Source organism: Thiohalophilus sp., assembly GCF_046483665.1.
Lineage (GTDB): Bacteria > Pseudomonadota > Gammaproteobacteria > UBA6429 > Thiohalophilaceae > Thiohalophilus.
In genome coordinates, this window is record NZ_JAWOCR010000021.1 from 15,764 (window position 1) to 29,084 (window position 13,321).

Below are 13,321 nucleotides of genomic sequence, written 5' to 3' on the forward strand. Positions count from 1 at the left end.
GATATCAACGTGGCAAATCCAGTCCAGGCAATCCGGGGCATGAACGATATTCTGCCGGCAGAATCCCCGCGCTGGCAGTTTGTGGAGGCCCGCTTCGGCGAATTGATGGCCGCTTATGGCTATCAGCAGATCCGCCTGCCTATCGTCGAAAAGACCGAACTGTTCAAACGCTCCATTGGCGAGGTGACCGACATCGTCGAAAAGGAGATGTACACGTTTGAGGATCGCAACGGCGACAGCCTGAGTTTGCGCCCGGAGGGGACCGCCGGGTGTGTGCGCGCGGGTATCCAGAATGGCCTGCTGAACCAGGGCACGCAGAAGCTATGGTATGCCGGTCCCATGTTCCGCCACGAGCGACCACAAAAAGGGCGTTATCGCCAGTTTTACCAGCTCGGGGTCGAGGTCTTCGGGCTATCGGGGCCGGATATCGATGCCGAGCTCATCATGCTTACCGCGCGGCTCTGGAAGCAGCTCGGCCTGGTCGATGATGTGCGTCTGGAACTCAATACGCTGGGGACCAGCGAAGCACGGCGGGCCTATCGGGATGTGCTGGTCGAGTACTTCACTGCCCATCAGACACAGCTCGACGAGGATAGTCAGCGTCGCTTGCACAGCAATCCGCTGCGTATCCTCGACAGCAAGAACCCCGAGATGCAGGAACTGATCGAAGCGGCGCCGCGCCTGCAGGACCACCTGGATGACGAGTCGGCCGCGCATTTTGCCCGCCTGCGGGAACTGCTGGAAGCGGTGGGTATCGAATACCGGGTCAATCCGCGGCTGGTACGCGGGCTCGATTATTACGCCAGAACCGTGTTTGAATGGGTGACTGATCGACTCGGCGCCCAGGGCACTGTCTGTGCCGGCGGCCGCTTCGACGGTCTGGTGGCGCAACTGGGGGGCAAGCCGATCCCGGCGATGGGGTTTGCCCTGGGGATGGAACGGCTGGTGGCCTTGCTGGATGAGCATCCTTTCGATGAGACACCGTATCAGCCCCACGCCTATCTGTTGCTGGCCGGGGAGCAGGCCGAGATTGCCGGCGTGCAACTGGCCGAGCAATTACGCGACAGCGCCCCGGCATTACGTGTGCAGGTCCATTGTGGCAGCGGCAGCATCAAAAGCCAGATGAAAAAAGCGGATCGCAGCGGCGCCCGTTACGCGCTGATTCTGGGTGAAGAGGAACTGGCGGCCGGGAGCGTGACGATCAAGGATTTGCGCGGCGACACACCGCAACAACAATTGGCCCGGCAAGCGCTGGGAGATTTCCTGAGCCGTGAATTCGACCTGGCCTGAGATCGGCACAGGCGAACGCAGGGCACTTGGCAAACGACGGGAAGAGATAAATGGCACAGTTTGAACGCAGCGAAGAAGAAACCATCCAGGCGATCAAGGACTGGTGGGCGGAAAACGGCCGGGCAGTCATCGCCGGCGTGGTACTGGGTATCGGCGGGATTGTCGGGATACGTTACTGGTTCGACGCCCAGGCCCAGGGCCGCCAGGAAGCCTCGCAGCTCTACAGTCAGGTGATGATGGCCGTACAGTCAGATGACCGGCAACAGGCGCTGGAGCAGGGCGAGACTCTGACCGATGAGTATAGCTCGACGGTGTATGCCACTCTGGCAGCATTGAACCTGGCCCGGCTGGAACTGGAAGCCGGCGAGGCCGACAGTGCTGAAGGCCATCTGCGCTGGGCGCTGGAAAACAGCAAGACCGATGAATACGCGCATCTGGCCCGCCAGCGACTGGCCCGCCTGCTGCTTGCCCGGGAGCAGACAGAGCAGGCCGCGGCCCTGCTCGACGGCGTCGATGAAGAGGGCTACGCGTCAATCTATGCCGAAATCCGTGGGGATATTGACGTGGCCCGCGCGCAGCCAGCCGGGGCGCGAACTCACTATCAAACGGCCCTGCGGGAGGCCGACCAGCCGCTGCGCCGGCAGCTGCTGGAAATGAAACTGGCTGAACTGTCTTCCGACAGCGGGGCTCCGGACCAGATCCAGAATAGCGAGGTGCAGCCGTGAGGGCATTGCTGCTGATGATCGGCGCCGCGCTGGTATTGAACGCCTGCGGCAGTTCCGCCAATCTCAAGCCGCCGCGCGAGTTGCAGCCGCTTGCTGAGCCGGAGGTGCGAATCGAGAGCCTCTGGTCGACACAGGCCGGTCGTGGAGTCGGGGACCAATTTCTGCAGTTGCCGGTTCGCCACCACGAACAGACAGGCTATGCGGCCGATTACCAGGGTTATATCAAAGCCTTCGAGCTGGCCACCGGCAAGCGGATCTGGGAACGCCAGACCGGCCTGGAGCTGGCCACCGGCGCAGTGTATTACAACGGTCATCTCTATTTCGGCACCCGTCAGGGCGAGGTGGTCGCACTGTCGGCCGATGATGGCGAAATCATCTGGCGCGTCGAGGTCTCCAGCGAAGTGATCGCGCGGCCGGCCGTGGCCGACGGGACCGTGGTAGCGCGGACCAACGACGGCAAGCTGTTTGCCCTGGAAGCTGCCACTGGTCTGCGCCGCTGGGTCTACGACCGCAGCGTGCCGTCGCTGACCCTGCGGGGCAACAGCGCACCGGTGATCGCCAACGATCTGGTGATCGCCGGCTCCGATAACGGTCGCCTCAGCGCCCTGGTATTGAGCAACGGCTCGGTATTCTGGGAGACGGCGATCAGCTATCCCTCGGGCAAGACTGAACTGGAGCGGATGGTCGATATCGATGCTGAACCAGTGGTGGTCGGGGACGTGGTGTATGCTGTGTCCTATCAGGGGCGGCTGGCGGCGGTCGATATCAGTTCGGGGCGCATTGTGTGGGCCCGGGATATGTCCTCCTATACCGGCATGGCGGTGGACGATTACCGGATTTATCTCAGTGACAGCAAGGGTCAGGTACTGGCGCTGAACCGACGTAATGGCGCCACTCTGTGGCGCCAGGACAAGCTGCTGCGTCGCGGGGTTACCCGCCCGCAACTGGATGGGCCCTATCTGGTCGTGGCCGATTACGACGGCTATTTGCACTGGTTATTGCGCGAAAGCGGGGAGCTGGCCGGACGGGCCCGAATCAATGCCGGGTTCTATCTCATGACCGATGAATACGACGATTACGATCCCGCTTTTCGCAAGGAAAACAACATCTTGACCCGACCGCTGGTGGCCGGCGAGCGGGTTATCGCGGTGGATCGCAAAGGTTATCTGGCGGCCTTCGGGCGGGCCGAATAACGGTGTCGCCTTTCAACTTGCCAGCCCTCTGATTCAGGAACGTCCATGCAACCGGTCATCGCTCTCGTCGGTCGTCCCAATGTCGGCAAATCCACCCTGTTCAATCGCCTGACCCGCTCGCGCGATGCGCTGGTGGCCGATCAGCCGGGCCTGACCCGCGATCGCCAGTTCGGTGACGGCAAACTGGGCGACAAACCCTATATCGTGGTGGACACCGGGGGGCTCAGTGGCGAGGCAGACACCCTCGACAGTCTGATGGCCAGTCAGGCCTGGCTGGCGGTGGAACAGGCTGATGTGGTGCTGTTTCTGGTCGACGCCCATGCCGGGCTGATGCCGGACGATCAACAGATCGCCGAGCGCCTGCGGCAAACGGGCAAGCCGGTTTTCGTGGTGGTCAACAAGGCCGACGGCCGCAATGCCGATCTGGTCAATGCCGAGTTCCACGCTCTGGGCCTCGGGCCGCCCTATGCCATCGCCGCCAGCCAGGGACGCGGGGTCAAACCATTGATCAATACGGTGCTGGAGAGCCTGCCCGAGGCCGGGACGTTACCGGAGGAAGCGCCGGCCGGCATTAAAGTGGCGATCATCGGTCGGCCCAATGTGGGCAAGTCGACCCTGGTCAACCGGATTCTCGGCGAGGAGCGGGTGCTGGCCTATGATATGCCGGGCACCACCCGGGACAGTCTCTATCTGCCTTTCGAACGTGACGAGCAGGCCTATGTGTTGATCGACACTGCCGGGGTGCGGCGCCGCAGCCGGGTCAGGGAAGTGGTCGAAAAGTTCAGTGTTATCAAAACCCTCCAGGCTATCAAGGATGCCCACGTGGTATTGATGCTGCTCGACGCCCACCAGGGCATCAGCGAACAGGATGCCAGTCTGCTCGGGTTTGTGCTGGAGTCCGGTCGGGCACTGGTGCTGGCGGTCAACAAATGGGATGGCCTGGAACAGGAGCAGCGTGACTGGATCCGGCGCGAGCTGGAGGCCAAGCTCCCGTTTCTCGGTTTTGCCGAAGTGCATTTTATCTCGGCCCTGCATGGCACCAATGTCGGGCACCTGTTCGAGTCGATTAACACCGCTTACGAATCGGCCACCCGGACGCTCTCCACCGCCGCCCTGACCCGGTTACTGCACGATCTGGTTGAGGCTCATCCGCCGCCGCTGGTGCGCGGTCGACGTATCAAGCTGCGTTTTGCTCATCAGGGCGGGCAGAACCCGCCGGTGATCGTGATCCACGGTAACCAGACCGCCTCCGTGCCGGACAGTTACCGGCGTTATCTGATCAAGGGCTTTCAGAAACATCTGAACCTGGAAGGGACCCCGGTGCAGGTGGAACTTCGCAGCGGCGACAATCCCTTCGCCGGCAAGAAAAACAAACTTACCGCCCGCCAGGTGCACAAGCGCCAGCGTCTGCGTCGCTTCGTCGCCAAACGGGGCAAATAACCCGCTTACGGCAATGTTATAACTCAGGGTAAACCCTAACCCGGTGATATGCCGGCAAATATTTCGCTGCCTTTTGTTCCATCCCCGTTGATTCTGGTTTAATTCTGAGCAACCTTTCGCTAGAATGAACGCCGATTTGGGGTCATACCATTTTGGTATTACCATCCGACGGCTCGCACTCTTGTTCGATTAACGGGCCGTCCCGGATACACACATGGGAGAACAATAATGAACAAGCAAATTCTTGCCCTGGCGGGCGGGTTGCTGGTGTGCGCGTCACTGCCGGTCCAGGCGGTGGAAGTCATGGTCAGCGGCTATGCCTCTTTCGCCGGCACCTATAGCGACAGCGAAAACGCCACGACCGGCGCATCGGTTCCCTATTATTTTGAACTGGCGGACGATACCGCCCGGTTCGACACCGAAGATAACGATATCGGCCTGCAGTTCTCCACCGCGGTCTCCGACAAGGTCGATATGACCGTGGTTCTGCACGCCCAGGGTGGCGCCGATAACTACGATATCGACACCCAGTGGGCCTATGCCTCCTACCATTTCAATAATGAGCTGGAACTGCGGATGGGTAAATACAAGGGCCCGTTCTATATGGTTTCCGACTACAAGGACGTCGGTTACGCCTATCCCTGGGTGCGGCCGCCGCTGGAAGTCTACAGCACCAACCCGATCGAGGCGTTGAGCGGGCTGGATCTCATCTGGCAGAAAAACGTGGGTAATCTGCGCTACCTGTTCGAGATATATGTCGGTAACGGGACGCACGGGGCGCGGGTTCTGCCTCAAGTCGGGGATAATAGTACTGAGGTTTCCGCGGGGGATTCCGTCAGTTTTGAAACCCCGAACTCACGCGGGATCAATGCCTCGGTCTCCGGCGACATTGGCACGTTCCGACTGGGGTATTACGAGACGGACGTGAGTGCCTCGTCTTTTGGTCTGATCGAGGAGTCAGGCTCTTTCGGTTCGGTCGGCTTCACCATCGACTGGAACGACATGGTGGCCTACAGCGAATACATCGTGCGCGATACCGAGGATACCACCGAAATGCAGTCCGCCTTTCCCGATCAGGAAGCCTATTACCTGACTCTGGGTTACCGGGTGGATCGCTTCCTGCCGTATGTGACTTACGCCAAAATCGACGAAGGGGATTTCAAATCGCAGGTCGCCCAGGTTCAGGAGTCCGTGGCCCTGGGACTGCGCACCGAAGTGGGGGATGCCTCCGCGGTCAAATTTGAAATCATGAACGCGGAGCCGCAAGCGAACTCGTCCGGGGGAACCTACGGCCTGTTCAATAAAGGCACCGTGGAAGACGGCAATATCTATACCGTTACCTTCGATACGATTTTTTAAGAGAGAGTCTCATGCGCAAGTTACAGAATGTCTTTAGCAAGACGGCGGTTATCGTATTGTTGCTGGCCGGTGTTCAGACCGCCCTGGCGGAGATTGCTGTCATCACCCATTCCGGCGTCAAGGAAATCGGCGTCTCCCGGGAACAGGTCGCCGATATCTATATGGGCAACAGCAAAAGCTTTCCCAACGGGGTGTCGGCTAAACCGGTGGATCAGTCCGCCAACAGCCCGATCCGTGAGAAGTTCTACAAGGCGGTGGTCAGAAAGTCGGCCAGTGCAGTCAATCGCCACTGGTCCAAACTCAAGTTCACCGGCAAGGGCAAACCACCCCGGGTAATCACCGGCGATGAAGCCGTGAAAGAGTGGGTGGCCCGTAATCCGGGTGCCATTGGTTATATCGATGGCAAGTACCTCGACAAGAGTGTCAACGTGGTACTGATCATACCCTGATCGTTGTTCTGTCGGCCCTCTATCGAGGGCCGGTACGTTTCTTCAATCGATTGTTTAATCTTGCTGGCGAAGTTATTCGAGAATGAAAAAATATCTTTTAATTGTGTTGCTGGGCGTTTTGCCGGGTGGTGTCGCGATAGCGCAGGACGACCCGCTGAAAAGCCTGTTTTCATTCCAGCAAAAGATGGCCAACAACGGCAGTGCCGGCGCCATGATGAAGCTGGGCGAGATGTATGAACAGGGCCAGGGCACCGAACAGAGTTTCGACAAGGCGCTCGAAATGTATGACCAAGCCCGGGCCGCCGGGCATAGCGATGCCGAAGCGGCCATTGCTCGGGTGAAGCGTACCCAACAGGCGCAAAGCCAGGCCGCCAGTCAGGAGGCCGAGCGAGCGCGTGAAGCCCGGCGAAAGGCCGAGGAGGCAAAACGTCGCGCCGAGGCCGAACGCAAGGCCGAAGAAGCCCGTAAAGCCCGGGAAGCTGCCCGGCAAAAAGCCCGTCAGGAAGAAGCCCAGGCCAAACAGCGCGCCGAGGAACAGGCACGCCGACAGGCCGAAGCAAAGGCCCGGCGTGAAGCCGAGGCGCGGGCCAAAGAGCTCTCGCGTCAAAAAGCCCAGGCCGAAGCCCGACGCAAGGCCCGTGAGCAGGCCCGCCAGCAAGCCGAGGCGAATGCCAGGGCGGCAAAGAAATCCGAGCCGACAGAAAGTCAACCCGACCAGGTCGAAACCAATGACGAGCGTTTCAAGTCGGATCCCTGCAAGGGGCCGGCTGCCCGGGTGATGTCAATCTGTAAATAAGTCGCACGTAAAGCAGGCAGTAGAGAATGACAAACTATTTTTACAAGATGCTGGTTCTGGTAATCGCTGTGATCGGAATGGGTTTTTCCGCACCGCTGATGGCGGATGCCGGCCAGTTCAAGCTGGATAGGATTCTTGCCAAGCGGGGCGATGCCGATGCCCAGTATTATGTGGCCAATGCCTACGAAGAAGGCCGCGGCACCCAGGTGGATATCAACAAGGCACTTGAGTGGTATCGCAAGGCCGCCGAACAACAGCATGGTGCTGCCCAGTATAAACTCGGTGTAATGCACGAAAACGGCATGGGGATGGAAGCCGATCTCAAACAGGCCATGGAATATTACAGGCAGGCTGCGGAAAACGGCAACACCCTGGCCAGCGAGCGTTTGAACAAGGCGGCCTTGGCCCGTACCGAGGAGGCGGAGGCGGTAAAGAAGCGCCGTAATGCCGCCATAAAAGAAGAGCAGCGCAAGCGTGAACAGGCCGAAAAGCAGCGCCGGGCCGAAGAGCAAAAACGTAAACAGGCGGCGGCCGCTGCTCGCGCCCGGGAAGCCGCGCTGCGCAAACAACGTGAACAAAAGGCCCGGGCCAGCTCCAAGCAACAAAAACAGGCAGCGGCCACCTCCAGTAAACCGGCAGCAACCCGGCGCGTCACTATTCCCGATCTGGCCGAACTGGTATTGAACAACCAGTGGCAAAGGGAGGCTCAACCGGCTGATTTTCTGCCCTCTGCCAGTACTCACTGCCTGAGCGCCTCGGATGCGGAAGTGGTTTGTTTTTCTTCAGAAAAACAGCGGGTTATCAACGGCATGCGTGTGACCTATACCACCAAGGCAACACTGACCGGGTTCAATGCCGATGGCAGTTTTCAGGTCAGATACAACTACAATGCAGTCAAGCTGGATCAGGCGGGCTCACGCGGTGTGCAGGCTGATCCGCACGGTCTGAAACTGGAACAGGGCTGGCAGGAACCGCAACTGACGGCCCGTTGCCAGGCTTCGGATCGGACCAACCTCTATTGTCGCCGGGACAATGTCAGGCTGCATTATCAGCGCTGAAACCTTCCATCTCTTTCGCGGATAGCCATCCCTTTTTGATAATCTGAATCCGGATGCGAATTTGTCGATTGACACGGTAAATTCGCATCTCGTTCTTGTTTTGCAGCAAGCCCGCCTGCGATCCTTTTATTTGCTGTTTATCCGGCAAACTTCGGTTTCAGGAAATGTTTCAATGCATGATGCGTTGTAATGTTTCCCGCCAGTTCGAATTGGCTTGATCCGTGGCCAGAAGCTGGCAGTCACCGACTTCGTTTTCATACCAGCCCCACTCATGCTGATGAGGTTCGGCACTGTAACCCCACCAGTTGCCGTTGGCATCCTGTGCGATCCAGTTGACCCAGGCGGGAATAGAAAAACTTTGTCCGGACATGAAAACGTGGGGAGGTTGAGGGGGTCGCTTTTAACAAGTTAGCCGTTTGGTTATACGCCGGGCAATGGACAATACATCACATCACAGGGCGGTGACCCTGTAACGTTGAGGTTTGTCCTGTTGCTATTTGGAATGCCTGTTTAATCTTCGAGCTGGCTCATAAAGAGTTTGGGGTCGACCTTGAACTGATTGAGAAAGACAGCCCAGTGCAGATGGGGGCCGCTGACCCGGCCGGTCATACCGACCTCGCCCAGTTGCTGGCTCTGGTTGATATGCTGGCCTTCCTCGACATCAATTTTATCCAGGTGGCAATACATGGTGACCAGCCCCTGGCCGTGGTCGATGAAGACGGTATTACCGGTAAAAAAGTAATCGCCCGTGCGAATCACCGTGCCGCTGGCCGGCGCGACTATGGGCGTGCCCACCGGGGCGGCGATATCCAGACCGGTATGGCGGCGAATGCGATCCTGATTGTTGTAAATGCGCTTGAGACCGAAGGGGCTACTGAAGCGACCTTCCACCGGGGTAATGAAAGCCGTATCAATATGCTCGCGTTCGCTCCAACTGTGGATAGCGGCAACGATCTGTTTCTTTTCCCGATAATGGCGTTCGATGTCTTCTTTGGTGGGGGATACCATGCGCTGGTTGCTAATCGTGATATGGGTGGTCTCATACTCCTTGTCCACAACACGAAATTCCTGGTTGAATTCGCGCTGACCGTTATCCACCTGGAGGCGATGAATGCCGGGTTTGGCAGACAGGGGGATCCCCACCACGGCTTCCCAGCGCCGATTATTGGCGCGCACCATAACCTGTTTTTCAAGATACGTGACTGCCGGTTTCGGTTGTTCCAGAACGCCCAACGGAATCACGGCTACACCGCCGGGAATTGTCTGGTGACGGGGCAACGTGGTGGCGCTAACACTGATGGTATAAAACAGGACAGCAACAACAAGGGCTAACAGACCCGGACTAGTTTTTTTCATCTTCAATCCCATCGACAACAGCGGTAAAACGACCCCGGTGCAATCGGCCACGGATCCGGCCTTGCAACGTGATCTGGTTAACATCCGTAATCACTTTATCTTCGATTTCTGTGCTGACAATAGCATATCCGCGACTCAGGGTGGCAAGCGGGCTGACGGTCTCCAGTGAACGCGTCCGATACTGGAGGCGCCGGTTCGCGTCCTGTAACTGTCGTTGCATGGCCTGCTGCAGGTGGGTGACAAGTTGCCGGCAGTGAGCGTCGTGACGCTGCAGGGCATGGTGTGGATTGTATTGTTGTAATCGCTCGCGCAGGGTGTTGAGTTGCGACTGGCGATGTTGCAACTGATAACGCAAAGCATGGCTGCGGCGGATATCCAGTTCGTCCAGTCGCTGGGCCACCGATTGCAGATAGCGTCGGGGGTGAGGCAGACGCCGTGCGAGCCAGTTCAGTTGTTGTTCGCGATAGCGCAGTAGTTGCTGCATCTCTCGGCTCAGACGCCGGGCCAGCCGGGCGAAGTTCTGTTGCCAGTCGTATTGATCAGGGCTGACCAGTTCCGCCGCGGCGGTGGGTGTGGGAGCCCGGACATCGGCGGCAAAGTCGGCAATGGTGATATCCACCTCATGGCCGACGCCGCTGACTACCGGAATCGGACAGTCATATATCGCCCGGGCTACGGTTTCCTCGTTGAAGGGCCACAAATCTTCCAGCGAGCCACCGCCGCGGGCCAGAATCAGCACATCACACTCGGCGCGTCGGGCGGCGGTGCGCAGGGCGGCAGTAATAGCCGGGGCGGCGTTTCCCCCCTGCACCGGCACCGGATAGATCACCACTGGCAGGCCGGGAAAGCGCCGCCGCAGGGTGGTGACAATATCGCGAATGGCCGCGCCGCTGGGGGAGGTGATCACCCCCAGACGTTGCGAGAAGCGGGGCAGGGGCTGTTTGTGTTCGGCCGCGAACAGACCCGCTGCTTCAAGTTTAACCTTGAGTTCGTCAAAAGCGCGGCGCAGGGCACCGTCTCCGGCCTCTTCCATGTGTTCGACGATCAGCTGATAGTCGCCGCGTGCCTCATACAGGCTGACCCGGGCGCGGACCCTCACCTGCAGGCCATTTTCCGGGCGGAATTTGAGCAGCAGGTTGCGACTACGGAACATAGCGCAGCGTACCTGGGCCGCCTCGTCCTTGAGGGAAAAATAGAGGTGGCCGGAGGCGGGTCGGGCCAGGTTGGAGAGCTCGGCCTCCAGCCAGATGGTCGGGAAGCCCGTTTCCAGCAGGGTGCGAATTTCACGGTTAAGTCGCGAGACGTTGTAGATATCGCGTTGCGCAGAGGTCAGTTCAGCCATAGCGGGAGGATACCGCACAGGGGAGATTTTTGGCAGACAATAAAAAAGGCCGGGCAAGCCCGGCCTTTTTTACACAGCTTGTGTCGTCATTCAGAAACGCGGACCGGCGTTCTGTTCTTCCCTGGCCTGAGCCTGGGCCAGTTCGCCTTGTTTGCGAGCTTCGGTGGCCAGGTCAACGGCTTTTTCATATTCGCCTTCTTTGGCGGCTTTTTCGGCAGCTTTGATGATTTTGCGGGTATCGCGCCACGTGTAATTCATGCTGGCTGCCTTGTTCAGTTCGGTTTTGGCGGCACTGATGGCGTTGTTGGCATCCTGCTGAGTCATGCTCGGACCGGTGGCACACGCGGCCAGAGACAGGGCTGCAGTCATCGCCAGAATTGCAATCTTTTTCATGGGCTCCTCCGATGGAATCACTTGTTTTGAGTTTATGGGGTTTGTTATATACCAGTCCTTTCGAGGACCTTGATTCTTATTTAAGGTTGGCCGGAGCGACATATAGCCACCTCGCCATACTTGAAAGTCATTATGCGGCGTCAGAATCGAGATGGCAACCGCTGATTTTTGCTAGAATCAGCTATCGGCCGGATTTACCGGTCCGGCAAAAGTCTTTATAATTCGGCGATTTACCTCAACCGGGACCCCAAAATGCTGCGAATTGCCCAAGAAGCTCTCACCTTTGATGATGTCCTGCTGTTGCCCGCCCACTCTGATGTCCTGCCCAAGGAGGTCTCTCTGACGACCCGCCTGACACGGGAGATCGAGCTGAATATCCCCCTGGTGGCGGCAGCCATGGACACCGTAACCGAGGCCCGGCTGGCCATCGCCATGGCTCAGGAAGGCGGTATCGGGATCGTGCACAAGAATATGGATCACCGGGCCCAGGCTGAACATGTCCGGCTGGTCAAAAAATTCGAGAGCGGAGTGATCAAGGACCCGACCACTGTCACGCCCGATACCACCATCCGCGATGTACTGGCACTGACCCGGGCACAGAATATCTCCGGGGTGCCGGTGGTCGAGCGAGGGGAGCTGGTCGGCATTGTTACCAGTCGGGATCTGCGTTTCGAGACTCATTATGAGCAGCCGGTATCCAGCATCATGACCCCCAAAAATGAGCTGGTGACAGTCAAGGAGGGTGCTCCCCGGGAGGAGATCCTCAATTTGCTGCACGAGCACCGGATCGAGAAGGTCCTGGTGATCAACGACGACTACGAGCTGCGTGGCCTGATTACTGTCAAGGATATTCAGAAAGCCAGCGAATACCCCAATGCGTGTAAGGACGAATACGGGCAGTTGCGCGTCGGCGCAGCCGTCGGGGTCGGGGTCGGCACCGAGGAACGGGTCGAGGCTCTGGTCGAGGCCGGGGTAGACGTGATCGTGGTGGATACGGCTCATGGTCATTCTCAGGGTGTGCTGGATCGGGTTACCTGGGTGAAAAAGCAGTTTCCCGGGGTTCAGGTGATTGGCGGTAACATTGCCACCGGTTCCGCGGCCCGGGCTCTGGTGGATGCCGGCGCTGACGGGGTTAAAGTCGGTATCGGCCCGGGGTCCATCTGCACCACCCGTATCGTGGCCGGGGTGGGCGTCCCGCAGATTACCGCGGTGGCCAATGTGGCCGAAGCGCTGGACGGTACCGGCGTACCGTTGATTGCCGATGGCGGTATCCGCTATTCGGGGGACGTTGCCAAGGCGCTGGTGGCCGGTTCCTACAGCGTGATGCTCGGCTCCATGTTTGCCGGCACCGAAGAATCGCCTGGTGACGTAGAGCTGTTTCAGGGACGCTCCTACAAATCCTATCGCGGGATGGGGTCCATCGGCGCCATGGGGAGCCGCCATGGTTCATCGGATCGCTATTTCCAGGAAGGCGGCGAAACCGACAAGCTTGTGCCTGAAGGCATCGAGGGCCGGGTCCCGTTTAAAGGTCCGTTGAGTCCGGTCATCCACCAGTTGCTGGGTGGGATTCGTGCGAGCATGGGCTATACCGGTTGCCGTAGCATCGACGAGATGCGCACCCGTCCCGAGTTCGTTCGGGTGACTGGCGCGGGGATGCGTGAAAGTCACGTACATGATGTGCAGATCACCAAGGAATCGCCCAACTACCGGGTTTGAGTCAACGCTGCCGGGTTTCGCTGTAGATCTGGCAGCTGTTCCATCCTTCTTTTTTTCTCCCCGAGTTTCAGTTACTAGCCAGACGCATCGGTCTGCAATGACTCGACACGCCTTGCCCAAAGTGTTTGAAGACAATTTCGTTGCCGGTTATCGTACTTTGAGGCTCGACGCGCACGGCTGTCGCTGGCAGGATTTTTTTTGTAG

Annotated in this window: 13 protein-coding genes; 9 read left to right on the forward strand and 4 right to left on the reverse strand. The window is 58.8% G+C overall.

Going from position 1 to position 13,321, the window contains the following annotated elements; all coding sequences use genetic code 11:
- The first annotated feature begins 9 nt into the window (after positions 1-9).
- The 8 genes from hisS (at position 10) to R6U90_RS05300 (ending at position 8,310) form a co-directional block, all read left to right on the forward strand.
- Complete coding sequence (gene hisS, locus R6U90_RS05265) at positions 10-1,290, forward strand: histidine--tRNA ligase (RefSeq protein WP_410351626.1); 1,281 nt, start codon at positions 10-12, stop codon at positions 1,288-1,290.
- A gap of 50 nt (positions 1,291-1,340) precedes the next feature.
- The gene (locus R6U90_RS05270) at positions 1,341-2,015 is read left to right on the forward strand and encodes a YfgM family protein (RefSeq protein ID WP_410351627.1); all 675 of its coding nucleotides are present in this window, start codon (positions 1,341-1,343) and stop codon (positions 2,013-2,015) included.
- Positions 2,012-3,208 (forward strand): outer membrane protein assembly factor BamB, encoded by a 1,197-nt coding sequence (bamB, locus tag R6U90_RS05275; protein WP_410351628.1) that lies wholly within the window; start codon positions 2,012-2,014, stop codon positions 3,206-3,208. The genes R6U90_RS05270 and bamB overlap by 4 nt, the downstream gene beginning before the upstream one ends.
- Positions 3,209-3,253: 45 nt before the next feature.
- Entirely contained in the window at positions 3,254-4,648 is a 1,395-nt protein-coding gene (gene der / locus R6U90_RS05280; RefSeq protein ID WP_410351629.1) for a ribosome biogenesis GTPase Der, read from the forward strand.
- A gap of 228 nt (positions 4,649-4,876) precedes the next feature.
- Positions 4,877-6,007: a hypothetical protein gene (locus tag R6U90_RS05285; protein ID WP_410351630.1), complete on the forward strand. Its 1,131-nt coding sequence runs from the start codon at positions 4,877-4,879 to the stop codon at positions 6,005-6,007.
- An 11-nt stretch (positions 6,008-6,018) separates the two neighbouring features.
- On the forward strand, positions 6,019-6,456 hold the full coding sequence (locus tag R6U90_RS05290) for a phosphate ABC transporter substrate-binding protein (protein WP_410351631.1): 438 nt from the start codon (positions 6,019-6,021) through the stop codon (positions 6,454-6,456).
- Between the two features lie 82 nt (positions 6,457-6,538).
- Positions 6,539-7,252 (forward strand): hypothetical protein, encoded by a 714-nt coding sequence (locus R6U90_RS05295; RefSeq protein WP_410351632.1) that lies wholly within the window; start codon positions 6,539-6,541, stop codon positions 7,250-7,252.
- Between the two features lie 26 nt (positions 7,253-7,278).
- On the forward strand, positions 7,279-8,310 hold the full coding sequence (locus R6U90_RS05300; RefSeq protein WP_410351633.1) for a hypothetical protein: 1,032 nt from the start codon (positions 7,279-7,281) through the stop codon (positions 8,308-8,310).
- A gap of 169 nt (positions 8,311-8,479) precedes the next feature.
- Here the strand turns inward: R6U90_RS05300 and R6U90_RS05305 are convergent, their stop codons facing one another.
- The 4 genes from R6U90_RS05305 to R6U90_RS05320 form a co-directional block, all read right to left on the reverse strand.
- A complete protein-coding gene (locus R6U90_RS05305; protein WP_410351634.1) occupies positions 8,480-8,680 on the reverse strand; it encodes a hypothetical protein in 201 nt (66 codons plus the stop codon).
- Between the two features lie 140 nt (positions 8,681-8,820).
- Entirely contained in the window at positions 8,821-9,666 is an 846-nt protein-coding gene (locus tag R6U90_RS05310; protein WP_410351635.1) for a peptidoglycan DD-metalloendopeptidase family protein, read from the reverse strand.
- A complete protein-coding gene (xseA, locus tag R6U90_RS05315) occupies positions 9,653-11,008 on the reverse strand; it encodes an exodeoxyribonuclease VII large subunit (RefSeq protein ID WP_410351636.1) in 1,356 nt (451 codons plus the stop codon). The genes R6U90_RS05310 and xseA overlap by 14 nt, the downstream gene beginning before the upstream one ends.
- 90 nt (positions 11,009-11,098) lie before the next feature.
- Positions 11,099-11,401, reverse strand: coding sequence for a hypothetical protein (locus tag R6U90_RS05320; RefSeq protein ID WP_410351637.1), 303 nt, complete (start codon positions 11,399-11,401; stop codon positions 11,099-11,101).
- 255 nt (positions 11,402-11,656) lie between these two features.
- Here R6U90_RS05320 and guaB point away from each other — a divergent pair, with 255 nt between their 5' ends.
- Positions 11,657-13,117, forward strand: a complete 1,461-nt coding sequence (guaB, locus tag R6U90_RS05325) for an IMP dehydrogenase (protein WP_410351768.1) — start codon at positions 11,657-11,659, stop codon at positions 13,115-13,117.
- Positions 13,118-13,321: the final 204 nt, after the last annotated feature.